Origin of the sequence: Chthonobacter albigriseus (assembly GCF_013839445.1) — a bacterium.
Taxonomy (GTDB): domain Bacteria; phylum Pseudomonadota; class Alphaproteobacteria; order Rhizobiales; family Pleomorphomonadaceae; genus Chthonobacter; species Chthonobacter albigriseus.
The window spans coordinates 1,425,903-1,450,490 of the sequence record NZ_JACDIT010000001.1; the positions used below are offsets into that span (position 1 = coordinate 1,425,903).

The following is a 24,588-nucleotide window of genomic DNA, read 5'->3' on the forward strand; positions in this document are numbered from 1 at the left end:
CCTAGATCCCCGTCAACGCCGCGGCAAGATCGAAGTTGTCCGATGATTGACCAGTCATCGGACAACCCTCACCGGACACCGTACCGCGCGATCGCAGCTGTCGCGAGGTCGTCACGCCGCTTGCGCTCGATGGCGGCCTCGTCGGCCCGGAACGCCTGCGTCAGCCCGCCGTAGCCATACGCGTCGCCGCGCGCCTCCAGCACGTGGACATAGCTTTCCGGATGCAGCGCGCCAAGGATCTCACCCATCCCGGCATGCACTTCCGCCAGGAACGAGGCCTTCTCAGCGGCAGTATTGGTCCCCTCGGTGACCTTGATCTCGACCGCATAGCTCGCCAGCCCCAAGGTTGCGAGCGACCGGCCCGCAATGGTCCAGCCACTGGCGTCGACCTGTTCGACGATCACGGCCGTCAGATCCTCCCGCTTCTTCAGAACCCGGGCCGCAAGGCGTGTCATAAGTCGGGCGACCCGGGCCCGCTGATCGGTCTCGCTGGCAGGGGTCGAAAAAGTGACGCTGACGAGGGGCATGGCGATCTCCATCGATTGAACACCCCAGGAGCCTAGAACCGTGTGAGTCATTCGGAAAACGAATTGACAGAATATCAGAAATGCTGAAATAGAATGATGATGGATCTCGATATCGACCTCCTCCGCAGCTTTGCCGCGATTGCCGACACCCGCAGCTTCACCGCCGCCGGAACGCGCATCGGCGCCACTCAGTCCGCCGTGAGCGTTCGCCTCAAGAAGTTGGAGGAGCGGATCGGCCGGACCCTCCTGGAACGGACGCCGCGATCGGTGATGCTGACGCCCTTCGGCGAAACATTTCTCGCCGACGCCCGTCGCATCCTGGCCGCCCACGACGACGCCCTCCGACGCGCCCTGGTCGGCGAGCCCGCGATCACGCTCTCGGTCGGGATCAGCGAGCACGCCGGCGGTCTCTCGCTGGCGCCGGCCTTGGCCGAACTCCGCCGCCTCGTACCCAACCTGCAACTGCGGATCTTCCTCGGCCTTTCCGACGACCTGCTCGCCGCTTTCCAGAACGGCCGCCACGACGCGGTCGTCATCCGGCGCAACACTGGCCCCACCGATGGCCGCGTCCTCTACCGCGACGATCTCTGCTGGTTCGCCGCCCCGAGCCTCGGCTGGCGGCCCGGCGAACCGGTTCCCCTGGTCACTCTGGAAAGTCCCTGCAACGCACGCATGGCCGCGATTGGGGCCCTGGAAGGCGCGGGACTGGCCTACCTCGAGGCCTTCCTGTCACGCGGGGTGGCCGCAATCCAAGCCGCGACGTCCGCCGGCCTCGGGATCGCCTGCCTGGGTGCCCGGCACCGGCCGGATGGCACCAGCCGTCTTGGCGAGGAACACGGCCTGCCGCCGCTCCCGTTGAGCGAGGTGGTGCTCCACCACAGGCTGAAGGACAAGGCCGCAGCCTTCGCCCTCGATCGTTTGGGCGACGTGCTGTCCGCCGCGTCGCCCTCTCCCCTCACCCCTTGAGGCCGCCGGCTTCCTCGATGAAGGCCACCACCTGGTCCACGTTGTGGCCGGCCCGCACGTTGGTGAAGACGAACGGCCGCTGGCCGCGCATCCGCCTGGAATCCCGGTCCATCACCTCCAGCGACGCCCCGACGTAGGGCGCGAGGTCGATCTTGTTGATCACGAGGAGGTCCGACCGTGTGATGCCCGGACCGCCCTTGCGGGGGATCTTGTCGCCGGCCGACACGTCGATGACGTAGATCGTGATGTCGGCGAGCTCGGGCGAGAAGGTCGCCGCGAGGTTGTCGCCGCCGCTCTCGATCAGGATCACGTCGAGGTCCGGAAAGCGCTCGTTGAACTCGGCAACGGCCGCGAGGTTGATCGAGGCGTCCTCGCGGATGGCGGTATGCGGGCACCCGCCCGTCTCCACGCCGGCGATCCGCTCCGGCGGCAGCGCCCCGGAACGCGTCAGGAACTCCGCGTCCTCCTTGGTGTAGATGTCGTTGGTGATGGCGGCGATGTCGTAGCGCTCGCGCAGCACCTTGCAGAGCGCGTCCATCAGCGCCGTCTTTCCCGACCCGACCGGGCCGCCGATACCGACGCGAAGAGGACCGTGGGACTTGGCTGTCATGACCGGAACAGTCTCGTGTACTGGGTTTCGTGTTTCATCGATGCGATGTCGGCTCTAAGCACCGCTCCGCCCACGTCGTCGAGTGTAGCCGCGAGCGCTTCCCCTGCGACGGCCGAGGCGATCGGCGCCATGTCGCGGATCACCCGCTGCCCGTCAGTCTGCCCGAGCGGCACCGCGCGCACCGCCGCCGAGACGAGGTTCGCAACGAAGGCGCTGACGAAGCTCTCCAGCGCAAGCGGCAGCCCGAGCCGATGATCCGACGCGGCAACCGCCACCGCCACGGAATAGGCGACAGGCGTCGGCGCCAGATCCTTAGCCAGCAAAGCAAGCGAGGGCGCATCCCAGGTCGCACCGATGGCGGTGACGAAGGCCTTGCCCTGCGCCCCGGCTTCCAGGCGCCGTTCGCGCGAGGGCTGCAACGCATAGGCAAGCTCGGCGACGGAGCGCATCGCGCCAATGTCGCCTGAGGCCGAGGCGCGGTAGGCATGGGCGAAAAGGATCGCATCCGACCGGCCGGCCCCATGCCTGAGGATGTCCGACAGCCAGGCCCGGAGATCGTCGGCCGACGTGACGGTGCCGTCCTCGATCGCCCACTCCAGCCCGTGGCTGTAGGTGAACGCGCCGACAGGAAAGGCCGGCGACAGCCACGTCATCAGCTTGACGATCGCTTCTCCCGTGGCGGCCTCACCCGTCATCGCATCAGCCATGTCGATGGCCGTGGTCATTCCCGCAGCCGCAGTCGGGACCGTGCTCATGGTGCGCATGTCCACGGTGGTCATGGGCATGTCCGGCCTGCTTGCCATGCGCGTGCTCGTGGCCAGGATGGGCGTGTTCGGCCGAGTGATCATGTCCATGGTCGTGACCGTGTCCATGGTCATGGTCGTGCCCGCAACCGCAGTCCGCACCGTGCTCGTGCCCGTGGGCATGATCGTCGTCATGCGCATGACCATGCACCGTGCCGAGGCCGTAGGCACCGCCCTCCGGGTCGAACCCGTGGGCGACGTGCCGGACCTCCGCCCCGAGCTTCACCAGCATGTCCTCGATCACGTGATCCTCGCGGATCCGCAGCCGGTCGCCCAGGATCTGTGTCGGCAGGTGGCGGTTGCCGAGGTGCCAGGCGATCCGCACAAGGTGCAGCGGGTCGCGCGCCGTCACCTCCAGAAGCCGTTCCGCCTGGGCCTTCACGGCGATCAGCCGGCCGTCCTCCAGCTCCAAGGCGTCGCCTTCCTTCATCACCTGCGCCTCCGGCAGGTTGAGCAGGAAGATCGTCTTGCCCACGCAGCGCATCACCAGCCGCCGCCGGTGCCGGTCGTCGCGCTCGAGAACCAGCGTATCGGCCGGCGCGCCGGTCCAGGTTCCCGCGGGAAGGATGCGTGTGGCGGTGATCATGAAACTCTCGTTGGTCAGCGATGGACGTGCGGCTGCCGTATCAGCCGAAGAACCCGTCGTCCATGATCTCCTCGATCGTGAACGGGCAAGTTTCGGGGAACGTGGACTCCGGAAGTCCGGTCTCGGCGATCGCCAGCAGGCGAGCGGTCTCGTACTCCTCCGCGAGCACATCGGCCGGATACTTCTTCAGACTAGGATTCCTGCGGATAACCTTCTGGATGCCGAGCCGTTGAACCTTGATGGTCGCCTGCCAACCGCCTTTCCATTGCTCAGGTTGGAAACGGGCCTTTAGGAGGTGCATCAGCAGTTGATCCAGCCGGTTCTCGATTTCCTGCTTCTGCTGCCCCCCCACGCTGTCGATCTCCTCCGCCAGATTCTCCCAATCGATGTCGTTGTGGGAACGGGCGCGCAGTTTCGCCGCCTGTTCCTGCGTCCAGGCGTAGAAATCTTCCTCATAGGTGTCCGGCATAGTCGGACGGTCGAGCAGCTTGGCCATGGAACCAATCTAGATCAGCAGACGATAATGCGCCATGGGCGCCCGTCGAACCGCCATCGAACGGTGTTTGCCCCGAGCCTCCCGAACTCAGAACAGGAAATACCGCTGCGCCATCGGCAGCACCTCGGCCGGCTCGCAGGTGAGCAGTTCCCCGTCTGCCCGCACCTCGTAGGTCTCCGGATCCACCTCGATATGGGGCGTCGCTGCGTTGTGCACCATTGAGGCCTTTGAGATGCCGCCGCGCACGTTCTCCACCGGCAGCACCAGGCTGTCGAGTTCCAGCCGGTCCTTGATGCCGTTCTCGTAGGCGGCCTTGGACACGAAGGTGATCCGCGAGGCGGTCATCGCCTTGCCGAAGGCGCCGAACATCGGCCGGTAGTGCACCGGCTGCGGCGTCGGGATCGAGGCGTTCGGGTCGCCCATCGGCGCCGCGGCGATGGTGCCGAGCTTCAGCACCAGGTCGGGTTTCACGCCGAAGAAGGCCGGCGACCAGAGCACCAGGTCGGCGAGCTTGCCGACTTCGACCGACCCCACGTGTCTGTCGAGACCGTGCGCGATCGCCGGGTTGATCGTCACCTTGGCGATGTAGCGCTTGACGCGGAAATTGTCGGCGCCTGTGCCGACATCCTCCGCCAGAGTCCCGCGCTGGACCTTCATCTTGTGGGCGGTCTGGAAGGTGCGGATGATCACCTCGCCCACGCGCCCCATCGCCTGGCTGTCGGAGGCGATGATGGAGAAGGCGCCCATGTCGTGCAGGATGTCTTCCGCCGCGATCGTCTCCTTGCGGATCCGGCTCTCGGCGAAGGCGACATCCTCCGGGATCGACGAATCCAGGTGATGGCAGACCATCAGCATGTCGAGGTGTTCGTCGAGCGTGTTCCGCGTGTAGGGCCGCGTCGGGTTGGTCGACGAGGGCAGCACGTTGGCGAGCCCCGCGACCTTGATGATGTCGGGCGCATGCCCGCCACCCGCGCCCTCGGTGTGGAAGGCATGGATGGTGCGGCCCTTCATGGCCTTCACCGTGTCCTCCACAAAGCCGGACTCGTTCAGCGTGTCCGTGTGGATCATCACCTGCACGTCGTAGTCGTCAGCGACCGAAAGGCAGTTGTCGATGGTCGCCGGCGTGGTGCCCCAGTCCTCGTGCAGCTTGAGGGCGCAGGCCCCCGCCTCGATCTGCTCGACGAGCCCGGCCGGCAGCGCCGCGTTGCCCTTGCCGGAGAAGGCCAAGTTCATCGGGAAGCTGTCGGCCGCCTGGATCATACGGGAGAGATGCCACGGCCCCGGCGTGCAGGTGGTGGCGGCGGTGCCCGTCGCCGGCCCCGTGCCGCCGCCGAGCATCGTCGTCACGCCGGAATAGAGCGCTTCGTCGATCTGCTGCGGCGCGATGAAGTGGATGTGGGTGTCGAGGGCACCCGCCGTCAGGATCTTGCCCTCGCCCGCGATCACCTCGGTGCCCGGCCCGACCACGATGGCGATGGCCGGGTCCATGTTGCCGAACCCCGCCTGGACGTCCGGGTTGCCGGCCTTGCCGATGCCGACGATCCGCCCGTCCCGGATCCCGACGTCGGCCTTCACGATGCCCCAGTGGTCCACGATCAGCGCGTTGGTGATCACCGTATCCACCGCGCCCTGCGCCCGCGTCGCCTGGCTCTGGCCCATGCCGTCACGGATCACCTTGCCGCCGCCGAACTTCACCTCCTCGCCATAGGTGGTGAAATCCTTCTCCACCGCGATCAGGAGTTCGGTGTCCGCCAGGCGAACCTTGTCGCCCACGGTCGGTCCATACATGTCGGCATAGGCGGCTCGGGAGATGCGATAGGACATGGGATCTTCCTGGCAGGGATCTTTGATACGAAGCTGTCGGAGACTGCGCCTCGGCGGGGCTAGAGCGCTCCCATAACCTCTTGGCGGAAGCCGTAGACCTCGCGCTTGCCGCCGAACGGCACCAGGGTCACGTTCCGCGTCTGCCCCGGCTCGAAGCGGACGGCAGTGCCGGCGGGGATATCCAGCCGGCATCCGCGCGCCGCGTCGCGATCGAAAGCAAGCGCCGGATTGGTTTCGGCGAAATGATAGTGGCTCCCGACCTGGATCGGCCGGTCGCCGGTGTTGGACACCTCCAGCGTCACCGTCGGCAGCCCTGCGTTCAGCTCGATCTCGCCGTCGGCAGCGATGACTTCACCCGGGATCATGGCAGCCTCCTCAGCGGATCGGTTCGTGGACGGTGACGAGCTTCGTCCCGTCCGGGAACGTCGCCTCGACCTGCACGTCGTGGATCATCTCCGGCACGCCCGGCATCACCTGGTCGCGCGAGAGCACCGTCGCGCCTTCCGCCATAAGCTGCGCTACGGTCTTGCCGTCGCGCGCGCCTTCCACCACGAAGTCGGTGATCAAGGCGATCGCTTCCGGATGGTTCAGCTTCACGCCGCGCTCCAGCCGCCGACGGGCGACGACCGCGGCCATGGCGATCAGGAGCTTGTCCTTTTCTCGAGGCGTCAGGTTCATGGGGTCAGTTGCCCTGCCGTTTCGTGAGTGATTTCAGATGGACCAGACCCGCGGCACGGGGCCGCCGGAAAGGTCGACGATCACGGTTTCCAGCGCCGTCCGCAAGCGGCGTCCGTCGTCGGCGATGAGCCGGACGACGGCCATCCCGTCGAAGCCGCTGACGCCCGCCTCCACGCCCTCGGCGCCGTCGAGCAGGTCGCGCAGCGTCTCCACCCGCGCTTCCGCGTCGTCCGCCACGTGGAGCACCGTGGCGAAGGCGCGCGCGCCGCGGCCCGTGGCGCCGCCGGACAGGATCGCACGCGTATCGCCAACGAGCCGCAGCGAGTCCGCATAGACGAGCCGCCCGCCCCGGCGCACCCGCCAGTGGTCGGCGACCTCGGTCGCAAGCACGTCCTCGCCCATCGCCGTCCGACCGAGCACGATCGCTTCCACCCCGGTGAACCGCGCCGTCGACGCGAGATCCACCTCCAGCCGGCGCGACAGCGCGGCGCGGTCGAACACGATCGTCTCCTGCGGCAGCCAGAGCGCGTCGGCGCCGGCGCCCACCGTCAGCCTGTTGAGGATCGTCCCGGCACCGTCCGATCGCTTGTAGATCCGCTCGGCTGCCTGGCTGGTCACCGTCGCGCGGGTGCCTTCGCCCCACGCCGCCTCCAGCGTGATCTCGTCACCGCCGGTGATCCCGCCGGCCGTGTTGATGAACACCGCCATCGGCCCGCGCCCGTCGTGGACGCGCGGCAGGCGAACCTTGCACGACCCTTCCTGGAACAGCCCGTCGAGCCGCGTCCGGCCTGCCGCCTGCTTGAACGACACGCGCGCAATCCCGCGCGCCCGCTGCATGCGGACGATCGGCATCGGCACCTCGGCCGCGATCGGCAGGACGGCATTCATCGGCTCTCGGACGCTTCCCCGCATGGACATTCTTGTCTCACCATCACCGTGCAAGGCCGGGGCCACATACGCCTCGCCGAAAGCAGGCAGACCGCTGCAACCGTCAGCGCAAGCGCTGCCTATTTCCTGTGCAACCCGCCCACACTCCCGCCACTTTCCGGCTTTAGCCGAAACCCGACCGCGCATCCATCGTTGGACTCGCGGCGCCTTTGCGAAGCACCCTCGCCTTGCGTTAAAAGGGGCGTGAGCCGCTCGGACCGGATTCGCCCATCCCGCACTTCGCCGGCAGCGGCGCGACCAGGCCGCCTCCGCGCCCCTCCTTGAAGAAGAGCCCGATCCGCCCGTGACCGTTCGCACCAAGACCGCCGCCGCCTTCCGCCGATTGTCCCGCCGCGTCACCGCCGCCGCCTTGGCCGGCACCCTCGCGATCGCCGCCGCCCTGCCCGCGGCCGCCGGACCCTACCTCGTGTTCGACGCGCGCACCGGCGAGGTCCTTGCCGAGAGCCAGGCCTTCGATCCGTGGTACCCCGCCTCCCTCACCAAGATGATGACGGCCTACGTCACCTTCCGCGCCATCGAGCAGGGCCGCCTCAGGCCGGATTCGCTTGTGGTGATGACCGCCAACGCATCCAAGGAACCGCCGTCCAAGATGGGCTTCAAGCCCGGCACGGCGCTCTCCGTCGACACCGCCCTCAAGATGCTCATCGTCAAGTCGGCCAACGACATCGCCGTCGCGCTCGCCGAGACGGTCGGCGGCGGCGAGGCCGAGTTCGTCGCCCTGATGAACGCGGAGGCGCGCCGCCTCGGCATGGACGGCACCCGCTTCGTTAACCCCAATGGCCTGCCCGACCCGCGCCAGTGGTCCACCGCGCGCGACTTCGCGGTCCTTTCCCGCGCCATCATCGCCGAATACCCGCAGTATTCCGAGCTCTTCCGCATCACGGCGCTCTCCCTGGGCGCCAAGGTGATCAAGTCCCACAATCACCTGCTGGAGCGCTACCCCGGAACCGACGGCATGAAGACCGGCTTCATCTGCGCTTCCGGATACAATGTCGTGGCAAGCGCCACCCGCGGCGGCCGCCGGCTGGTCGCGGTCGTGCTCGGCGAGCGCAACGCCCGCGTCCGTGCCGAAAAGGCGGCCCAGCTCCTGGAGGCTGGCTTCCGCGCCACCGGCGGCTTCTTCAGCCGCAAGGTCAAGCTCGACACGCTCCGCCCGGACGTGGCGCCGCCATCCCTGCCCACCGACATGCGGGACTTCGTCTGCGGCAAGAACCGCAACGCAGGCGAGGATGCCGACGACCAGTCGGTGGCCACCGCCGGCGTCGGCAAGGGCGAGGCGCGCTCCTACCTGGTGCCGCCATTCAAGCTGATGGACCCGGTCCCCGTGGCGCTTGGCGGCACGGTCGACCTCGTGCCGTCCCCCGCGGGATCCGGCGTCCCGCTCGATGCCGACCTGCCGCCGCTGCCGCTGCCCAACCCGGCCCGCCGCAGCCAGCTCGCGCCCACCGCCGCCCCGGCCCCGACGACCGTTGCGCCATCCGGCGCCACCGTCGGCGTGCTGCCGCCCGCCCCGCCCCCGATCGAGATCCTGGGCTTGCGCGGCAACAGCGGCTGATCCATATCCGGCCATCGACCGCCGGCCGTTCCCGGCCGGCGAGAATGGATGGCCTTGATGAGCGCGCCCCACGACAACCAGGCATCGGTCTCCAGCGCCGAGCCCACCCGTCAGCCGAAAGCGCCCATTCCCGTCACCGTGCTCACCGGCTTCCTCGGCGCCGGCAAGACGTCCCTGCTCAATCGCCTTGTCCAGGACCGGGCCTTCCAGCACGCCGCCTTCGTGATCAACGAGTTCGGCGAGATCGGCCTCGACCATCTCTTCGTCGAAGCCAAGGACGACGGCATCGTCGAACTCGCCTCCGGCTGCCTCTGCTGCACCATCCGCGGCGATCTCGTCGCCACCCTGGAGAACTTCCTGCGCGGGCTCGACAACGGCCGCCTGGAGCGCATCGACCGCGTGGTGATCGAAACCACAGGTCTCGCCGATCCTGCCCCGGTGCTCCACACCATCATGGCCCATCCCTACCTGGTGATGCGCTACCGCCTGGACGGCGTCATCACCGTCGTCGACGCCGTCAATGGCGACGCGACCCTCGACGCCCAGGCCGAAGCAGTGAAGCAGGCGGCCGTCGCCGACCGCATCGTCCTGACCAAGACCGACCTTGCCGCGGGCGCGGCCCGGGCGCCCGCGCTGATCGCCCGCCTTCGCGCCCTCAACCCGGCAGCCCCGATCCTGGATGCCGCAAAGGGCGAGGCCGAGGGCCGCGCATTGACCGACACCGGCCTCTGGAACCCGGACACCAAGTCCGCCGACGTCGCCCGCTGGCTCAACGAGGAGGCCTATCTGGACCGGCGCCCCGCCACATCCCACGGCCCTGACGACCACGACCACGACCACGGTCACCACCACCATCACAATCACGGCCAGAGCCACCATCATGGCCACGATCATGCGCACGACGTGAACCGCCACGACGCGCACATCCGGTCCTTCACCCTGGCGGCCGATCAGGCCCTGCCGGCCGGCAGCCTGGAGATGTTTCTCGACCTGCTGCGCTCGGCGCACGGCCCCAAGGTATTGCGAATGAAAGGCATCGTCCGCATCGCCGAGGATCCCGAGCGTCCGCTGGTCATCCACGGCGTCCAGGAGGTCTTTCACCCGCCCGTCCGGCTGGAGCGCTGGCCAGATGGCGACCGCCGCACCCGGCTCGTCTTCATCACCCGCGACCTTCCCGAGGGCTTTGTCCGTCGCCTGTTCGACGCCTTCGCCGGGGTGCTCCGTCCGGACACGCCGGACCGGCAGTCGATGACCGAGAACCCGCTCGCCCTGTCCGGGTTCACCGCACCGTCCGCCCGGCGTTAAGCCTTTCCTCATCCTGCAGACGGCAGAGTGCTCCGGTCAGTCTCACGAGGCGGCCCATTCCGAGGGGCCGGGGATCAGCACCGATGGACGCCGCCAGCATCGCAGCCGCTTTTGTCGCCTCTCAGGCGGAGACCACCCGCCAGGCGCTGAGCGTGGCCGTCATGAAGCAGCAGGCCTCCGCGGACGCAGCGGTCGTGGATCTGCTCGCTGCCGCCACCTCCAACGCCCAGTCGATCCAGGCCGCCGCGCCTCCCGGAATGGGCGGCGCGCTCGACGTTACGGTCTGATCCTCACCCGAACCGACGAATCCGCACCGCGGTCTTGCCGGGCCCTGTCGTCAACTGGTCCGAATCCGGGTATGCGGCAGTGACGACCTGTACCCCTCATGCAACACAGCGCCCCTTAATCGACCATGCCGCCGTTTTAACCCCTCGTTAACCATGTTTCGCCACACTGCGACGGCTTAAGACAGGGGCGTTCGCAACCGCGAACTGATGCCCAGTCCGGCGAACCGAGGGATGCTCGTTCGTGCCAATCGACCTGTCGAAGCCCGAGACCTATCTGTTCTCGATCACGATCAACGGCGACACCTTTGCCGTCCGCATTCCCGGATCCTCCTACGACGACGCCAAGGCGACTTTCGACGCGATGACCCTGCGGCAGAAGCGGGCAAGCGTTGTGGTGCGCATGTCCACCCGCGAGCGCGACCACGTCACCGAACTCGGCAAGTGGCTGTCGTCCTTCTTCCGTCGCGGCGCCCGCAACCGGGCCTGATCCACGTCTCTGGGGAGCTTGGCTGCAAGGATCAGGAGCCGAGCCCCGCTCCGATCAGGGCCTTGGCAGCCGGGGAATCCCACTCCGCCGGACCGTGCAGCGCACCGATCTGGCAGCCTTTCGCATCGATCAGCAGCGTCGTCGGCATCCCAAAGGCAAGGCCCCGGGTCTTCAGGTCGTTGAAGATCTTCATGGTCGGATCGCGATAGCGCGCCAGCGCTTTGATCCCCGTCTCCTCCAGAAAGGCGTCCGGCTTCTCCGGCCCGCCGAGATCGACGTTGACCGCCACCACCTCGAAGCGCTCGCTGCCGAGTTCGGCCTGCAGGCGGTCGAGTGCAGGCATCTCCTTGCGGCATGGGCCGCACCAGGTCGCCCAAAGATTGAGGAGCACGGTCCGGCCCTCCAGGTCGGCCAACGTCATCGGCGCGCCATCCGGGCTCATGAACGCCAGGCTGCCGAGCGGAACGGGGGTCTCGGCGGGAAGGAATGCGGCTAGATCGCCGCTGGCAAACGGTTTCAGCGCCGCGGCTTGTGCCGTCGAAGGCGCGCAGATCCCGGCTTCGTCGTTGCCTTGACCCCACCCCGTCACGTATACGCCTGCAAGACCCGCGGCCAACCCCGCGACTGCCGCTGCAGCGATCAGCCCGAGTCCCTGCTTCTGCACCATTGAACTGCCCGACCTCTGGAGTACCCTGATGAGCAACCGCATGTGGGGCGGCCGTTTCGAGACCGGTCCCGCCGCGATCATGGAGGAGATCAACGCCTCCATCGACTTCGATCGGAAGCTCTACGCCCAGGACATCCGAGGCTCCAAGGCCCATGCCGCCATGCTGGCGGAAAAAGGCGTGATCTCCGCCGACGACGCCGCGAAGATCGCTGAAGGCCTCGACGCCATCAAGGCCGAGATCGACGCGGGCACCTTCACGTTCTCGCGATCCCTGGAAGATGTTCACATGAACATCGAGGCGCGCCTTCGCGAGCTGATCGGCCCGGCCGCCGGCCGTCTCCACACCGCCCGCTCGCGCAACGACCAGGTTGCCGTCGACATCAAGCTGTGGGTCCGGGACACCCTCGACCACATCGAGGGGCAACTGACCGAACTCATGGTGGCGCTGGTCGACAAGGCCGAGGCTCATATTGCCACGGTGATGCCGGGGTTCACCCATCTTCAGTCGGCCCAGCCGGTCACCTTCGGCCACCATCTGATGGCCTATGTCGAGATGCTTTCCCGCGATCGCGGCCGCATTCGCGATGCCCGCGCCCGGCTCAACGAGTGCCCGCTCGGTGCGGCGGCGCTCGCCGGCACCTCTTTCCCGATCGACCGCCACAGGACGGCCGAGGCTCTCGGCTTCGCCCGACCCACGGCCAACTCGCTCGACAGCGTCTCCGACCGCGACTTCGCCCTGGAGGCCATGTCGGCGGCGGCGATCTGCGCGGTTCACCTGTCTCGCTTCGCCGAGGAGATCGTGATCTGGTCGACCGTGCAGTTCGGCTTCATCCGCTTGTCGGACGCCTTCTCCACCGGCTCCTCGATCATGCCGCAGAAGCGCAATCCCGACGCGGCCGAACTGGTGCGCGCCAAGACCGGCCGGGTGATCGGCGACCTGAACGCTCTCCTCGTGGTCATGAAGGGCCTGCCCCTGACCTACCAGAAGGACATGCAGGAGGATAAGGAAGCGATCTTCGACAGCCTGGAGACGCTGTCCCTCGTGCTCGCCGCGACCACGGGCATGGTCCGGGACATGAAGCCTGATGTGGAGCGCATGCGCGCCTCCGCCGGTGGCGGCTTCGCGACGGCCACGGATCTCGCCGACTGGCTGGTTCGCGTTCTCGGCATTCCCTTCCGCGACGCCCATCACGTTACCGGCCGCATCGTGGCCATCGCGGCCGAGCGCGGGATCACGCTGGATGAGGTGCCGCTGGCCGATATGCAGGCGGTCCATTCGGGCATCACCGATGCGGTGTTCGACGTGCTCTCGGTGGAGAAATCCGTCGCCAGTCGCGTCAGTCACGGCGGCACCGCGCCCGAGAACGTCCGCCGCGAGGTCGCCCGCTGGCGGCGGGAACTCGCTTCCAGCTGAATAGCAGCGACTTTTGCGTGACGACGCTTGCCCTTTGGGTATGATCGCCCCGCACCGGAGAAGAATCGGACGGCCCTGATGTCGAGTTCGGCTTTGAAAAGCGTCCTCATCCTCACCTGCGTGGCTTTCGCCGCGGCAGGTTGCGGCCGCAAGGGCGCGCTGGAGCCCCCCGGCGGCGCGCCGGAGGCCGCCAATCCGCCGAGCTCGCTGATCGGCGTCATCGCGACGCCCGCCTCCAGCGAGGAGGAGGCTGCCCCCAAGCCGGACAAGCCTTTCGTCCTCGATCCCTTGATCTGATCGTCAGATCCCTTGATCGATCGTCCCTGCGGACGATCCAGGAGCCCGACCGGTGCACCACTTCCACTATCGAGGCGGCGTCCTCCACGCCGAGGACGTTCCGGTCCCGGCGATCGCCGAGGCCGTCGGTACGCCCTTCTACGTCTACTCCACCGCCACCCTCGTCCGGCACTACCGCGTCTTCTCCGAAGCCTTCTCCGGCATGAAGGCGCATGTCTTCTATGCCATGAAGGCGAACTCAAACCAGGCCGTGATCCGCACCCTTGCCCGGCTCGGCGCGGGAGCCGACATCGTGTCGGAAGGCGAACTGCGGCGCGCCCTTGCCGCCGGCATCCCCGCATCCAAGGTGGTGTTCTCAGGCGTCGGCAAGACGGCCGCCGAGATCGCCTTCGCGCTCGACGTCGACATCAAGTGCTTCAACGTGGAGAGCGAGCCGGAACTGGAGCGCATCTCCGCCGTGGCGACCGGAAAGGGCCTCGAAGCGCCGGTCTCCTTCCGCATCAATCCCGACGTGGACGCCAAGACCCACGCCAAGATCTCCACGGGCAAGTCGGAGAACAAGTTCGGCATCCCCTTCCTCGACGCACCGAGGGTCTACGCCCGCGCCGCTGCCCTGCCGGGGATCCGGGTGACCGGCATCGACATGCACATCGGCTCGCAGATCACCGAACTCGGTCCCTTCGACAGTGCCTTCGGCCGCCTGGGCGACCTGATCAGGCGCTTGCGGGCCGACGGACACGCCATCGACCATGTCGACCTCGGCGGCGGCCTCGGCATTCCCTACCGCGACGACAATGCCCCGCCGCCCGATCCCCGCGCCTACGCCGATGTTGTCCGCCGCCACGTCGAGGAACTCGACTGCGAGGTGCTGTTCGAGCCGGGCCGCCTCATCGTCGGCAATGCCGGCATCCTCGTTTCCACGATCGAGTACCTGAAGAAGGGCGGCGAGCGCACCTTCGTCATCATCGACGCGGGCATGAACGATCTCATCCGCCCGACCCTCTACGAGGCCTGGCACGAGATCCGGCCGGTGATCGAGCCGCTCCCCGGCTCGGAGAGATTTGTAGGCGACGTAGTCGGTCCGGTCTGCGAAACGGGCGACTACATGGCTCTCGGACGTAGCCTGACAAATGTTCACGCGGGTGAAATGCTGGCCATCTTCTCCGCCGGTGCCTACGGCGCCGTCCAGGGCTCGACCTACAACTCGCGCCTGCTTGCCCCGGAGGTCCTGGTCGACGGCGACTGCTTCCACGTGGTCCGACCCAGGCCGACCTACGACGACCTGATCGGCCTCGACCGCCTGCCGCCCTGGCTCGACTGACCGCAGAGGTGAACGGATGGCCGACTTGGCGGACCAGCGTGTCATCCTGATCACCGGCACCTCCACCGGGATCGGCTTCGCCGCTGCCCGGGACATGGCCGCGCGCGGCTGGAGGGTGTTCGCAACTGTCCGGAATGAAACGGATTTCGCGCGCCTTGCCGCAGTCCCGGGCGTCACGCCGGTCTATCTCGACTACGCCGATCCTGCCTCGATCGCCGCCTGTGCCGACACCGTTCTCCAGGCGACGGGGGGCCGGATCGACGCCCTCTTCAACAACGGCGCCTACGGCCAGCCCGGGGCCGTGGAGGATCTGCGCCCGGATGTCCTGCGCGCCCAGTTCCAGGTCAACGTCTTCGGCTGGCACGACCTCACCGTCCGCCTGATCCCCGCCATGCGGGCCCGCGGTCACGGTCGGATCGTCCAATGCTCGTCGATTCTCGGTTTCATCGCCATGAAGTACCGCGGCGCCTACAACGCCTCGAAACATGCTCTGGAAGGCCTCACCGACACGCTCAGGTTGGAGCTGAGGGGTACCGGGATCGACGTGATCTCGATCCAGCCGGGCCCGATCGCCACGGCTTTCGTCCCATCATCGATGAAGAAGTTCCACGAAAACATAGACATAGACGGCTCGCCCCACCGCGAGGTCTACTTGCGCCGGCTGGAGCGCATGAAGCGCGGTGGCGCCAACCGCTTCAAGCTGCCGCCCGAGGCGGTTGTGGCCTGCTTGATCCAAGCCTGCGAAAACCCCAACCCACGCCCCGCCTACCGGGTGACAACTCCCACCAAGGCGCTGTGGATCCTGAAGCGCCTGTTGCCCACACGGGCCTTCCACGCCTTCCTGGCCAAGGCGTCCGACGCGGAGCAGTAGCCGTTCACGATTCGGTGCAAGGTGTTGTTAAATCCTGCCGGAGCCGCTTCACAGGCCTGACACAGACGCTATACATTATCCGCGACGCGATCCCGGTGACCCGCATCGGGATTCTGTCGAGGAGAGCGTAGGTGACGATTGCCGTCTCGCCGGACGCCCATCCGGCGCTGGTCCTCAACGCGGACTACCGTCCGCTCAGCTACTATCCCTTGTCACTCTGGTCGTGGCAGGACGCCATCAAGGCTGTGTTCCTGGACCGCGTGAACATAGTCTCCGAATACGATCTGGTCGTCCGCAGCCCGAGCTTCGAGTTCCGGCTGCCGTCCGTCGTGTCGCTGAAGACCTTCGTCCGGCCGTCGCGTCACCCCGCCTTCACGCGGTTCAACGTCTTCCTGCGCGACCGTTTTCAATGCCAGTACTGCGCGTCGAAGGAAGACCTGACCTTCGACCACCTGCTGCCGCGCTCCAAGGGTGGACAGACCACCTGGGAGAACGTCGTCACCGCCTGCTCGCCCTGCAACCTGCGCAAGGCCAACAAGACGGTTCAGGAGGCCGGGATGGAGTTGCACCTCCATCCCTTTGCGCCATCGGTGCAGGATCTCCACAACAACGGCCGGTTCTTCCCGCCGAACTACCTGCACGACAGTTGGCTCGATTTTCTCTACTGGGATACCGAACTCGATCCGTGATCGTCCCTCGCCGCCTCAGGCGACCATGAACGACATCCCGCCGCGCTGCTGCACCATGGCGTCGATTTCCCGCGCCGGCTTGGGCCGGGCGAAATGGAAGCCCTGCAGCTCCTGGCATCCGGCGATCCGGAGCAGCATCGCCTCGTCCTCTCCCTCGATCCCTTCGGCCGTCACCCGGATCCCGAGCGCATCGGCGACCGCCACGGTGGCATGCACGAGCCTCTGAGAGGTGTCGCTCGTCGCTACGCCGGTGATCAGGGAACGGTCCAGTTTCAGCTTGTCGAAGGCGAAGCGCCGCAGATATCCGATCGACGAGAAGCCGGTACCGAAATCGTCGAGCGACACGGAGATCCCCAGTGCCCGCAACGCCTCGATGGTTCGCTGCGCCCGGTCGGGGTGGGCCACAAGATACGTTTCGGTGATCTCCAGCTCCAACCGCTTCGGATCGAAGCGCTCCTCCTGCAGGATCCGGGCAACCTGACGGTCGAAGGAGGGGTCGCTGAACTGGGCCGGAGAGACGTTGACCGACACGTTGAGATCCGGCCAGTTGCGCGCGTCGCGGCAGGCCCGCCTGAGCACCCACTCGCCGATCTGGCCGATCACGCCGGTTTCCTCGGCGATCGGAATGAAGTCGCGCGGGGGAACCGGTCCGACACCCGGGCGCGTCCATCGCAGCAACGCCTCCACGGACGTCGCCAGGCCGGACCGCGCATCGATCACGGGCTGGTAGACCAGGTCGAACGCGTCATCCTCCAGGCTCTGCCTCAGCGCGACAGCGATCGCGTGCTGTTCGGTCCGCTCCTCGTCGAGGACCGGATCATAGCGCTCCAGCCGGTTCTTGCCGCCCTCCTTGGCCGCATACATCGCAACGTCAGCCCGGCGCACGAGTTCAACGGCATTGATAGACCCGTCCCGCACCCCGGCCATGCCGATCGAGGCGCCGACCTGGATGATACGCCCGTCGAACTCCATGGGGTGCGCGAGGAACGCGATCAGCTGCGCGCCGACCCGCTCGGCTTCCCCGTCGCTGAGCGTGCCCGGAAGGATGACGGCGAACTCGTCGCCGCCCAGGCGGGCGAGAAATCCGCCGGCGCCGATGATGCGGCTGAAGCCCGACGCAACGGCTTTCAGGAGCCGATCGCCGATCTCGTGGCCGTAGATGTCGTTGACTTCCTTGAAGCCGTCGAGGTCGATGAAGAGAACGATCGTGGGCTGGGCCTTCGCCGTTCCGAGGTGCCGCACGTCGATGTCGGCGTGGAATGCCGCCCGGTTGGCAAGCCCGGTGAGAGCGTCGTGCAACGAATCCTTGCGCGCCTTCTCTTCACCCACCCGGATCGCGCGGAGCATCCGGTAGATGCCGGCGAGAAGGAAACCGACGAGGACGAAGAGTACGGCCGTGACGCTGAGTGCCAGCGTGCTCGCTTCGGCAAAGGCGACCGTGCCGGGCTCGCGCGGCGTCCAGACGAGATGGGTCAGCACCTTCCCATCGGCATCGACCACGCCGTAGCCGGGTTGGGCTTCCGCCCGGTCGGGGACAGCGTGGAGGTCGTCCACCGAGTAGGTCCGGCCCAGTTCGCTGATGGCCTCCGGAGAAAGGAGCTTGCCGACGAGCAGAAAGCGCTTCTCGCCCTCGGGCAGCTCGACCGATTGGTCGTAGGGAAGAACCGGTCCGACGGAGTAGCCGATCAGCCCCCAGTGCGACCCACCGAAGTGCGCGGTTGGCAGCACTTCCTTGTTGGCGAGCACGCGCTTCAGATGTGGCCCGAAGGCCGGCCCGAGAAGCTGCTCGGCCTGCGCCTCGACCTTCACGCCCTTGTGGAAGACGAACAGCGTCCGACCGTTTTCGTCGAACAGCAGCGAGGTATCGAACATATTCTCGTTTGCGGTGGAATCGCGGATGTTCTCGTTGACGAAATCGGCGTCTGGCGTGCCGTAGAGGTTCTCCGCGGCGTCGTCCCAGATGGCGTAATCCTGTTGTGTGGTCCGCAACCGATCGAGAAGCGTCGCGAGCGATTGCGAAACGGTCCGCGCCGTGTACTCCGTGTCGATCCGCGTGACGGCGTCGCCCATACGATGCAGCGCCAGGAAGACGATCCCGATCGTCAGGCCAAGGGTCAGGAACACCGGAACGGCGATCCGGACCAGGAAATGCGCGAGACTGTGCGGGTCTGTTCGTCGGACTTGCATGGTCGTCATCAAGTTGCGATGACCGCGATCATAGGACCGAAGCCCTTAACGCTTGACGCATGCCCGCGGCAGCGTTTGATGGAACCGGGTTCGCCGGGGCCGTCGGGCCTTTCGGCTGGGTGAGCGGAGAGGCTTTTCAGTGTCGCTGGATCGAACGCGTGCCACCTTGGTCGGGCTGACCGCTGTGCTGATGTGGTCGATGCTGGGAGTCTTCACGGCCGGATCCGGCGAGGTGCCTCCCTTTCTCCTGAACGGGATCTGCTTCGGCATTTCCGGGCTGGCGGCCATCATCGCCATGGGCCTGCGCGGCCGCGGTTTCGGTGCACTGCGGCAGCCGCTATCGGTCTGGATCGTGGGCGTCGGCGGCCTGTTCGGATTCCACGCCCTCTATTTCACAGCGCTCCGGAACGCCCCACCGGTCGAGGCCAACCTCATCAACTACCTCTGGCCGCTCTTGATCGTGCTCTTCTCCGGGCTGCTTCCCGGAGAGCATTTGAAGGCCCATCACGTCGCGGGTGTCGCGATCGGCTTCGTCGGGGCGGCGCTCCTGGTCGGCGGTGGCGGCGGCTTCGACCTCGGACCGGAGCACGGGCTCGGCTATGCCGCGGCAATCGCCTCCGCCCTGACCTGGTCGATCTACTCCGTGGTCTCCCGGCGCATGGCGTCGGTGCCGACCGAGGCCGTCGCGGGCTTCTGCCTCGCGACGGCGGCGCTCAGCCTCGTCTGCCACGTGTTCCTGGAGACAACTGTCTGGCCCGTTGGCGCCTTCCAGTGGACCATGGTCGGGCTGCTCGCCGTCTTCCCGGTCGGCCTCGCCTTCTTCGTCTGGGATTTTGGTGTCAAGCGGGGCGACATCCAGGTGCTCGGCGCCGCAGCCTATGCCGCCCCGGTCCTTTCCACGCTGATGCTCGTAGCCACCGGCTACGGCCGGCTGACGCTCGTCTCCGGCATCGCCTGCCTCTTGGTCACCGGCGGTGCGCTGCTCGCGGCCAAGGACCTCTTCCTGAGGGGCCGCGCCGACCGGCAACCGGCCTGACCATCAGCCTCTCGCAGGCCTTGGCGTCGGCCGCCAGTCGGGCGGAGCCATCTCGAAACCGTCGAAGGTGAACCCCGGCGAGACCGTGCACCCGACCAGCGTCCAGGCCCCGAGGCTGGTCGCGGTCTGCCAGTGGCCCGCCGGAACCACCGCCTGCGGACGCTCCCCGGAAAGGAGGTCCGGCCCGAGCCGCAGCGAGGTCGCATCGTGCCCGTTGGGCGAGATCGTCAGCGCCAGCGGCCCGCCGGCATACCAATGCCAGACCTCGGCGGCATCGACCCGGTGCCAGGCAGAGACGTCGCCCACGTCGAGCAGGAAGTAGATCGCCGTCGAGAACGGCCGCCCGCCGCCGGGCGGCTCGTCCCGGAACGTCTGGACGTACCAGCCGCCTTCCGGGTGCGGCTCCATCTTCAACAGCCGGATGATCTCTTTCGCCCCGAGCCGGTTCATGCCCGGTCCTTCATCCGCCGAAGCGCGGCGAACACGTCGGCGTCCGATCCGTTCGGCAGACCGGCCGCAGCCTTCACGGCAGGTTGCCCCGCCCGAAGGAACGGATTGGTTGCCCGCTCCAGTCCGATCGTCGTCGGGATCGTCGGCCGGCCCGCCTCGCGTGCGGCGGCGATCGCCTCCGCCCGCTTGATCAGGGCCGCGTTGCCCGGCTCGATCGTCAGCGCGAACCGCGCATTGGAAAGCGTGTATTCGTGCCCGCAGTAGACCGCCGTCTCATCGGCCAGTCCGGCAAGTGTCGACAGTGATTGCCACATCGCCTCCGGCGTTCCCTCGAAGAGCCGTCCGCATCCGAGCGCGAACAGCGTGTCGCCGGAGAAGACGAGCGCCTGATCGGGAAGATGATACGCTACATGACCGAGCGTGTGGCCGGGCGTGGCGATCACCTCGACCCTGTAGGGTCCGACCTGCAGGCTGTCGCCGCCCGAGACGGTGACGTCCAGCCCGGGGATCCTGTCGGCCTCGGCGGCAGGGCCGATCGCACGCGCGCCGCTCACTGCCTTCAGGTCGGCGAGACCGGCGACATGGTCGTGATGATGGTGCGTGATCAGGATGTCGGTCAGCCGCCAGCCCCGCCGGTTCAGCACGTCCGCGATCGCGGCACTGTCGGGCGCATCGACGAGAACGGTCGCATGGCTCTCCGGATCGTGCAGCAAAACGGCGTAGTTATCGGAGCGGCAGGGGACAAGTTCGATCTCGGGACTGGCCATGAGCAGGACCTCGTACGGGACTCTGCGCCTTCTGCGTGTTAACGAAAGCGTGTCGGGTTGCCGCCCACCATAGGGTCGGACCCGAGCGCGGCCAACCCATTTGGAAACCGGACCCCAGCCCGATGCATCTGGACGTGGTCGACCTGCGTGACTTCTATACCGGCGACCTCGGCTTCACCGTCCGGGAGATACTCTCCACGCGCATTCGCGACCACTGGCGCGCGGTTGGCGGCGACCGGATCATGGGCTTCGGCTATACGACGCCCTATCTCAGCCTGTTCCGCGGCGAGGCCGAACGGTTGCTCGCCTTCATGCCGGCCGCGCAGGGCGTGGTGAACTGGCCGGCCGACGGTCCCTCGTCGTCCGCCCTCGTGGTCGAAGACACCCTTCCGCTCCCCGACGGCGCCGTGGACCGCGTGCTGCTCGTCCACGCCTTGGAGATGTCGCACGACCCGCGCGAGGTGCTTCGGGAGATCTGGCGCGTGATGGCGCCGGGCGGGCGCCTGTTCCTCATCGTGCCGAACCGACGCGGGCTCTGGGCGCGCGTCGACACCTCGCCCTTCGGCTACGGACGGCCGTTTTCCAGGAGCCAGCTCACCAACCTCCTGCGCGACAGCCTGTTCTCGCCTGTCGCCTGGGACGAGGCGCTCCACATGCTGCCGGTGAAACGCCGCCGCTTCCGACGCTCCGCATCCACATGGGAGCGCATCGGGCATGGCCTCTGGCCCGCCTTTGCGGGCGTCATCATGGTGGAGGCGACCAAGCAGCTCTACCATGGCCTGCCGATCCGCCGCCGGGCCAAGGTGGTCACCGGCTTCCGCCCCGCGCTGCTGCCGGCCCCCGCCGGCGTGTCGACGCTCACGCCCGGATCGCTGGACGGTTCGCCGGCGCCCTGATCCGCCTCAGGACTTCGACAGCAGAAACAGGCCCTGCGCCCCGATCAGGTTCCACACCCACCACGGCGCGTTGAACGGCAGCTTGACGCCGTTGACGTCGAGCGCGATCGCTTTCTCCACCGTCGCGCCCACCTCGTCGGCCAGCGAGACGAAGTCGCGGATCGTGCAGAAGTGGATGTTCGGCGTGTCGTACCAGCTGTAGGGCAGCCGCGACGACACCGGCATCCGGCCGCCGAGAAGCAGCCGGATCCGCACGTCGTAGTGCCCGAAGTTGGGGAACGACACGATCGCCTTGCGGCCGATCCTCAGGAGGTTTTCCAGCACGTGCCGGGGGTTGCGTGTCGCCTGGATCGTCTGGCTGAGGATCACGTAGTCGAACGCCTGATCCGGATACTGGTCGAGATCGCTGTCGGCGTCGCCCTGGATCACCGCAAGACCGCGCGCGACGCAGTTCCGCACGCCTGCAGGACTGATCTCCAGGCCTCGCGCGTCGACACCGCGGGTCTGCTCCAGGAGTTCCAGCAACGCGCCGTTCTCGCAGCCGATGTCGAGCACGCGGCTGCCGGGAGCGACGAGGTCGGCGATCAGCTTGAAGTCGACGCGGACGTCGGCGGAGGGAAGCGTCGGGACCACCATCGTCACTCTCCCGCCACGGCGCTCGCCGGACCGGGGATGCCGCGCTGACGCGCCGCCCCGGTGAGGAACCCCCGGACGATCCGGTACTGCTCGGGTATGTCGAGCAGGAAGCTGTCGTGCCCCCGGTCCGTATCGATCTCCACGAACGACACGCTGGCCCCCGCCGCGTTGAGCGCGTGGACAACGGCCCGGCTCTCGGAGGTCGGGAACAGCCAGTCGGAGGTGAACGAGACGACGCAGAAACGGGTCTTGGACCCGCGGAAAACCTGTGCCAGCACCCCGCCGTGGTCGGCAGCCAGATCGAAGTAGTCCATCGCCCGCGTCACGTAGAGATAGGAGTTCGCGTCGAACCGGTCGACGAAGCTCATGCCCTGGTGCCGGAGGTAGCTCTCGATCTGGAAATCGGCGTCGAACCCGAAGGTCAGCCGCTCGCGATCCTGCAGGTTCCGCCCGAACTTGGCGTGCAGCGAGGCGTCCGACATGTAGGTGATGTGCGCCGCCATCCGGGCGACGGCAAGGCCCTTCTTCGGGTTGACCCCGTCTTCCATGTAGCGGCCGCTGCGCCAGTCCGGATCGGCCATGACAGCCTGCCGGCCGACCTCGTGGAATGCGATGTTCTGCGAGGAGTGTCGGTGGCTGGTGGCGATCGCGATGGCCGAGAAGACGCGGGCCGGATAATCGGCCGCCCACTGCAGCACCTGCATGCCGCCCATCGAACCGCCCACGACCGAAAACAGCGTGTCGATGCCGAGCGCCGAGACGAGCATGGCCTGCGCTCGCACCATGTCGCGGATCGTCACCACGGGAAAGTCGAGCCCGAACGCCCGCCCGGTCTGCGGATTGGTGCTGGCCGGGCCCGTCGTTCCCATGCAGCCGCCGAGCACGTTGGCGCAGATCACGTAAAACCGGTCCGTGTCGATCGGCCGGCCCGGGCCGACCATCGTCGTCCACCAGCCTGGCTTGCCGGTCACCGGATGGTCGTTCGCCACATGCTGGTCGCCGGTCAGGGCGTGGCAGATCAGGATGGCGTTGGTTCGCGCCTCGTTGAGCGTGCCGTAGGTCTGGTAGGCGATCTGCCATGGAGCGATCGACGAACCACCGTCGAGCCGGAGCGGCTGGTCCGGCCCGAACCGCATGACCGGGCTGGACGGCGCGTCGGATTCGTGACGGCGCAAGCGCTCCTGGCGCTCCAGCTCTGCGGTATCGACGGTCGACATGGGACTGAAACCTTCGGGGAACCCGTGATGAAGGCCGCTAGCTAGGGATGCTGCCCGGGCGCTGTCAAGGCGCACCGCGCGGCACCCTGTTTTCCTTTGCCTTCAGCGGCGCTCCACCCTATGAATACCGCGCTTTCGCGCAAGGGCGCCCGGCGGCGCCCGCCCCCTCGTGACCCGTCCGGATCCATGTCCCTGAACGACCTCTCCTCGCCGCGCGGCCTGTCCGACCTCCGGTCCAAGATCGACGCCATCGACGCCGAGCTGCACAAGCTCCTGATCGAGCGCAGCGAGATCATCGACCAGCTGATCAGCGTCAAGCGGACCGACGAGCCCGGCGCGGCCTTCCGCCCGGCCCGCGAAGCGTCCATGATGCACGCGCTCGTCGACCGCCATCGCGGCCATCTTCCCCTCGTCACGGTGGAGCATGTCTGGCGCGAGATCATCTCCACCTTCACCTGGCTGCAAGCGCCCTACACCGTTCACGTGGCAACGGGCGACGCCGCCGAGACGCGCGACGTCGCGCGCTTCTATTTCGGCTTCACCGTTCCCTTCGAGACCGTCGACCAGGCTGCGGACGCCATCGCGGCCGTCTCGCGCACGACGTCGGACCTTGCCGTGATCCGCCTCGGTGAAGCCCCGACGCCGTGGTGGGCGCCGCTCGACGCGGACGCGCCGGCGCCGCGCATCATCGGCCGACTGCCCTTCATCGGGGTCGAGCAACGTCCGGTCTCGACGCCGGCCGTGGTCGTGTCGATGCCGCTCAAGGACCCCGTTGCCCCCGAGGTGGTCGTCTTCGCCTGCCGCGGACCGGCAGACACGTCGGCTCACCGTTGGCTGCGCAACCGGGGTGTCGAGGTGATCGCCTGGCACGCGCCCTGGGGCCGGCACACCGGAGCCATCGGCGCCGACCTCGTCGTCGCCGTCCCTGCGGAAAACCGCGACCCGGCCACCGTCGCTGCGGCCACGGCCGACAAGGCCCGCGACGATGCCGGTATCATACTCGCCGACGTGCGCCTGATCGGCGGCTATGCCGCGCCGATCGAACTTCGCGCCCGCTGATTCCCATTC

General features: G+C 67.4%; 28 protein-coding genes. 13 read left to right on the forward strand and 15 right to left on the reverse strand.

The window, feature by feature from the left end:
• Positions 1–68 precede the first annotated feature (68 nt).
• Positions 69–527 (reverse strand): tautomerase family protein, encoded by a 459-nt coding sequence (locus tag HZ321_RS06415; protein WP_181701309.1) that lies wholly within the window; start codon positions 525–527, stop codon positions 69–71.
• Between the two features lie 96 nt (positions 528–623).
• Between HZ321_RS06415 and HZ321_RS06420 the strand changes: the two genes are divergently transcribed.
• The gene (locus HZ321_RS06420) at positions 624–1,493 is read left to right on the forward strand and encodes a LysR family transcriptional regulator (RefSeq protein WP_181701310.1); all 870 of its coding nucleotides are present in this window, start codon (positions 624–626) and stop codon (positions 1,491–1,493) included.
• Here HZ321_RS06420 and ureG read toward each other — a convergent pair.
• The 8 genes from ureG to HZ321_RS06460 form a co-directional block, all read right to left on the reverse strand.
• On the reverse strand, positions 1,483–2,103 hold the full coding sequence (gene ureG, locus HZ321_RS06425; protein ID WP_181701312.1) for an urease accessory protein UreG: 621 nt from the start codon (positions 2,101–2,103) through the stop codon (positions 1,483–1,485). The two genes, HZ321_RS06420 and ureG, sit on opposite strands and share 11 nt — an antisense overlap.
• A complete protein-coding gene (locus HZ321_RS06430) occupies positions 2,100–2,882 on the reverse strand; it encodes an urease accessory protein UreF (protein WP_244635595.1) in 783 nt (260 codons plus the stop codon). Before HZ321_RS06430 ends, ureG begins: the two co-directional genes overlap by 4 nt.
• Entirely contained in the window at positions 2,803–3,492 is a 690-nt protein-coding gene (locus HZ321_RS06435; protein WP_181701314.1) for an urease accessory protein UreE, read from the reverse strand. The genes HZ321_RS06430 and HZ321_RS06435 overlap by 80 nt, the downstream gene beginning before the upstream one ends.
• A 40-nt stretch (positions 3,493–3,532) precedes the next feature.
• A complete protein-coding gene (locus HZ321_RS06440; RefSeq protein ID WP_206682725.1) occupies positions 3,533–3,988 on the reverse strand; it encodes a DUF29 domain-containing protein in 456 nt (151 codons plus the stop codon).
• Positions 3,989–4,075: 87 nt separating this feature from the next.
• Positions 4,076–5,812 (reverse strand): urease subunit alpha, encoded by a 1,737-nt coding sequence (ureC, locus tag HZ321_RS06445; RefSeq protein WP_181701316.1) that lies wholly within the window; start codon positions 5,810–5,812, stop codon positions 4,076–4,078.
• Between the two features lie 59 nt (positions 5,813–5,871).
• Positions 5,872–6,177 carry an urease subunit beta gene (locus tag HZ321_RS06450; protein WP_181701318.1) on the reverse strand — a complete coding sequence of 102 codons (306 nt, stop codon included), beginning with the start codon at positions 6,175–6,177 and terminating at the stop codon, positions 5,872–5,874.
• A 10-nt stretch (positions 6,178–6,187) separates the two neighbouring features.
• On the reverse strand, positions 6,188–6,490 hold the full coding sequence (locus HZ321_RS06455) for an urease subunit gamma (protein WP_181701320.1): 303 nt from the start codon (positions 6,488–6,490) through the stop codon (positions 6,188–6,190).
• Positions 6,491–6,523: 33 nt separating this feature from the next.
• Positions 6,524–7,378 (reverse strand): urease accessory protein UreD, encoded by an 855-nt coding sequence (locus tag HZ321_RS06460; protein ID WP_206682726.1) that lies wholly within the window; start codon positions 7,376–7,378, stop codon positions 6,524–6,526.
• Between the two features lie 343 nt (positions 7,379–7,721).
• Between HZ321_RS06460 and HZ321_RS06465 the strand changes: the two genes are divergently transcribed.
• The 4 genes from HZ321_RS06465 to HZ321_RS06480 all read left to right on the forward strand — a co-directional run bounded on the left by HZ321_RS06465 (position 7,722) and on the right by HZ321_RS06480 (position 11,072).
• Entirely contained in the window at positions 7,722–8,993 is a 1,272-nt protein-coding gene (locus tag HZ321_RS06465; RefSeq protein WP_181701322.1) for a serine hydrolase, read from the forward strand.
• Positions 8,994–9,050: 57 nt separating this feature from the next.
• Positions 9,051–10,298, forward strand: a complete 1,248-nt coding sequence (locus HZ321_RS06470; protein ID WP_181701324.1) for a CobW family GTP-binding protein — start codon at positions 9,051–9,053, stop codon at positions 10,296–10,298.
• An 83-nt stretch (positions 10,299–10,381) separates the two neighbouring features.
• Positions 10,382–10,585 (forward strand): hypothetical protein, encoded by a 204-nt coding sequence (locus tag HZ321_RS06475; RefSeq protein WP_181701326.1) that lies wholly within the window; start codon positions 10,382–10,384, stop codon positions 10,583–10,585.
• A 241-nt stretch (positions 10,586–10,826) separates the two neighbouring features.
• The gene (locus HZ321_RS06480; RefSeq protein ID WP_181701328.1) at positions 10,827–11,072 is read left to right on the forward strand and encodes a hypothetical protein; all 246 of its coding nucleotides are present in this window, start codon (positions 10,827–10,829) and stop codon (positions 11,070–11,072) included.
• 31 nt (positions 11,073–11,103) lie between these two features.
• Here the strand turns inward: HZ321_RS06480 and tlpA are convergent, their stop codons facing one another.
• Positions 11,104–11,739, reverse strand: a complete 636-nt coding sequence (tlpA, locus tag HZ321_RS06485) for a thiol:disulfide interchange protein TlpA (RefSeq protein WP_244635596.1) — start codon at positions 11,737–11,739, stop codon at positions 11,104–11,106.
• Between the two features lie 28 nt (positions 11,740–11,767).
• On the opposite strand from tlpA, the gene argH reads away from it, so the two are divergent.
• From argH to HZ321_RS06510, 5 genes are all read left to right on the forward strand, one after another.
• Positions 11,768–13,153 carry an argininosuccinate lyase gene (gene argH / locus HZ321_RS06490; protein ID WP_181701332.1) on the forward strand — a complete coding sequence of 462 codons (1,386 nt, stop codon included), beginning with the start codon at positions 11,768–11,770 and terminating at the stop codon, positions 13,151–13,153.
• Positions 13,154–13,231: 78 nt separating this feature from the next.
• Positions 13,232–13,450: an LPS translocon maturation chaperone LptM gene (lptM, locus tag HZ321_RS06495; RefSeq protein ID WP_181701334.1), complete on the forward strand. Its 219-nt coding sequence runs from the start codon at positions 13,232–13,234 to the stop codon at positions 13,448–13,450.
• 52 nt (positions 13,451–13,502) lie between these two features.
• Complete coding sequence (gene lysA / locus HZ321_RS06500; RefSeq protein ID WP_181701336.1) at positions 13,503–14,771, forward strand: diaminopimelate decarboxylase; 1,269 nt, start codon at positions 13,503–13,505, stop codon at positions 14,769–14,771.
• Positions 14,772–14,787: 16 nt separating this feature from the next.
• Entirely contained in the window at positions 14,788–15,642 is an 855-nt protein-coding gene (locus HZ321_RS06505; RefSeq protein ID WP_206682727.1) for an SDR family NAD(P)-dependent oxidoreductase, read from the forward strand.
• A gap of 131 nt (positions 15,643–15,773) precedes the next feature.
• Positions 15,774–16,331 (forward strand): HNH endonuclease, encoded by a 558-nt coding sequence (locus HZ321_RS06510; protein ID WP_181701338.1) that lies wholly within the window; start codon positions 15,774–15,776, stop codon positions 16,329–16,331.
• 15 nt (positions 16,332–16,346) lie between these two features.
• On the opposite strand, the gene HZ321_RS06515 is transcribed toward HZ321_RS06510, so the two are convergent.
• Positions 16,347–18,518 (reverse strand): bifunctional diguanylate cyclase/phosphodiesterase, encoded by a 2,172-nt coding sequence (locus tag HZ321_RS06515; RefSeq protein WP_181701340.1) that lies wholly within the window; start codon positions 18,516–18,518, stop codon positions 16,347–16,349.
• A 139-nt stretch (positions 18,519–18,657) separates the two neighbouring features.
• On the opposite strand from HZ321_RS06515, the gene yddG reads away from it, so the two are divergent.
• Positions 18,658–19,554, forward strand: coding sequence for an aromatic amino acid exporter YddG (gene yddG / locus HZ321_RS06520; protein ID WP_342343815.1), 897 nt, complete (start codon positions 18,658–18,660; stop codon positions 19,552–19,554).
• A 3-nt stretch (positions 19,555–19,557) separates the two neighbouring features.
• Here the strand turns inward: yddG and HZ321_RS06525 are convergent, their stop codons facing one another.
• Both HZ321_RS06525 and gloB read right to left on the reverse strand, forming a co-directional pair.
• Positions 19,558–20,004 carry a cupin domain-containing protein gene (locus HZ321_RS06525; RefSeq protein WP_181701342.1) on the reverse strand — a complete coding sequence of 149 codons (447 nt, stop codon included), beginning with the start codon at positions 20,002–20,004 and terminating at the stop codon, positions 19,558–19,560.
• Positions 20,001–20,771 (reverse strand): hydroxyacylglutathione hydrolase, encoded by a 771-nt coding sequence (gene gloB, locus HZ321_RS06530; protein ID WP_181701344.1) that lies wholly within the window; start codon positions 20,769–20,771, stop codon positions 20,001–20,003. Before gloB ends, HZ321_RS06525 begins: the two co-directional genes overlap by 4 nt.
• 122 nt (positions 20,772–20,893) lie before the next feature.
• Between gloB and HZ321_RS06535 the strand changes: the two genes are divergently transcribed.
• On the forward strand, positions 20,894–21,667 hold the full coding sequence (locus HZ321_RS06535) for a class I SAM-dependent methyltransferase (protein ID WP_181701346.1): 774 nt from the start codon (positions 20,894–20,896) through the stop codon (positions 21,665–21,667).
• Positions 21,668–21,673: 6 nt separating this feature from the next.
• Here the strand turns inward: HZ321_RS06535 and metW are convergent, their stop codons facing one another.
• Together metW and metX are read right to left on the reverse strand one after the other, a co-directional pair.
• Positions 21,674–22,303, reverse strand: a complete 630-nt coding sequence (gene metW / locus HZ321_RS06540; protein ID WP_181701348.1) for a methionine biosynthesis protein MetW — start codon at positions 22,301–22,303, stop codon at positions 21,674–21,676.
• Positions 22,304–22,305: 2 nt separating this feature from the next.
• Positions 22,306–23,520 (reverse strand): homoserine O-acetyltransferase MetX, encoded by a 1,215-nt coding sequence (gene metX / locus HZ321_RS06545; protein ID WP_181701350.1) that lies wholly within the window; start codon positions 23,518–23,520, stop codon positions 22,306–22,308.
• Positions 23,521–23,706: 186 nt separating this feature from the next.
• Between metX and HZ321_RS06550 the strand changes: the two genes are divergently transcribed.
• A complete protein-coding gene (locus HZ321_RS06550) occupies positions 23,707–24,579 on the forward strand; it encodes a chorismate mutase (RefSeq protein ID WP_181701352.1) in 873 nt (290 codons plus the stop codon).
• Positions 24,580–24,588 lie beyond the last annotated feature (9 nt).

Excerpts from the sequence above, each read along its gene's own strand:
- HZ321_RS06535 (WP_181701346.1), top strand. The coding sequence starts at position 20,894 with ATGCATCTGGACGTGGTCGACCTGCGTGACTTCTATACCGGCGACCTC.
- HZ321_RS06455 (WP_181701320.1), bottom strand. The coding sequence starts at position 6,490 with ATGAACCTGACGCCTCGAGAAAAGGACAAGCTCCTGATCGCCATGGCC.
- metW (WP_181701348.1), bottom strand. The coding sequence starts at position 22,303 with ATGGTGGTCCCGACGCTTCCCTCCGCCGACGTCCGCGTCGACTTCAAG.
- ureG (WP_181701312.1), bottom strand. The coding sequence starts at position 2,103 with ATGACAGCCAAGTCCCACGGTCCTCTTCGCGTCGGTATCGGCGGCCCG.
- HZ321_RS06550 (WP_181701352.1), top strand. The coding sequence starts at position 23,707 with ATGTCCCTGAACGACCTCTCCTCGCCGCGCGGCCTGTCCGACCTCCGG.
- argH (WP_181701332.1), top strand. The coding sequence starts at position 11,768 with ATGAGCAACCGCATGTGGGGCGGCCGTTTCGAGACCGGTCCCGCCGCG.
- tlpA (WP_244635596.1), bottom strand. The coding sequence starts at position 11,739 with ATGGTGCAGAAGCAGGGACTCGGGCTGATCGCTGCAGCGGCAGTCGCG.
- gloB (WP_181701344.1), bottom strand. The coding sequence starts at position 20,771 with ATGGCCAGTCCCGAGATCGAACTTGTCCCCTGCCGCTCCGATAACTAC.
- HZ321_RS06440 (WP_206682725.1), bottom strand. The coding sequence starts at position 3,988 with ATGGCCAAGCTGCTCGACCGTCCGACTATGCCGGACACCTATGAGGAA.
- lptM (WP_181701334.1), top strand. The coding sequence starts at position 13,232 with ATGTCGAGTTCGGCTTTGAAAAGCGTCCTCATCCTCACCTGCGTGGCT.
- HZ321_RS06415 (WP_181701309.1), bottom strand. The coding sequence starts at position 527 with ATGCCCCTCGTCAGCGTCACTTTTTCGACCCCTGCCAGCGAGACCGAT.
- HZ321_RS06430 (WP_244635595.1), bottom strand. The coding sequence starts at position 2,882 with ATGACCACCGTGGACATGCGCACCATGAGCACGGTCCCGACTGCGGCT.
- HZ321_RS06475 (WP_181701326.1), top strand. The coding sequence starts at position 10,382 with ATGGACGCCGCCAGCATCGCAGCCGCTTTTGTCGCCTCTCAGGCGGAG.
- HZ321_RS06450 (WP_181701318.1), bottom strand. The coding sequence starts at position 6,177 with ATGATCCCGGGTGAAGTCATCGCTGCCGACGGCGAGATCGAGCTGAAC.
- HZ321_RS06505 (WP_206682727.1), top strand. The coding sequence starts at position 14,788 with ATGGCCGACTTGGCGGACCAGCGTGTCATCCTGATCACCGGCACCTCC.
- ureC (WP_181701316.1), bottom strand. The coding sequence starts at position 5,812 with ATGTCCTATCGCATCTCCCGAGCCGCCTATGCCGACATGTATGGACCG.
- HZ321_RS06470 (WP_181701324.1), top strand. The coding sequence starts at position 9,051 with ATGAGCGCGCCCCACGACAACCAGGCATCGGTCTCCAGCGCCGAGCCC.
- HZ321_RS06420 (WP_181701310.1), top strand. The coding sequence starts at position 624 with ATGATGGATCTCGATATCGACCTCCTCCGCAGCTTTGCCGCGATTGCC.
- HZ321_RS06435 (WP_181701314.1), bottom strand. The coding sequence starts at position 3,492 with ATGATCACCGCCACACGCATCCTTCCCGCGGGAACCTGGACCGGCGCG.
- HZ321_RS06515 (WP_181701340.1), bottom strand. The coding sequence starts at position 18,518 with ATGCAAGTCCGACGAACAGACCCGCACAGTCTCGCGCATTTCCTGGTC.
- HZ321_RS06525 (WP_181701342.1), bottom strand. The coding sequence starts at position 20,004 with ATGAACCGGCTCGGGGCGAAAGAGATCATCCGGCTGTTGAAGATGGAG.
- HZ321_RS06460 (WP_206682726.1), bottom strand. The coding sequence starts at position 7,378 with ATGAATGCCGTCCTGCCGATCGCGGCCGAGGTGCCGATGCCGATCGTC.
- metX (WP_181701350.1), bottom strand. The coding sequence starts at position 23,520 with ATGTCGACCGTCGATACCGCAGAGCTGGAGCGCCAGGAGCGCTTGCGC.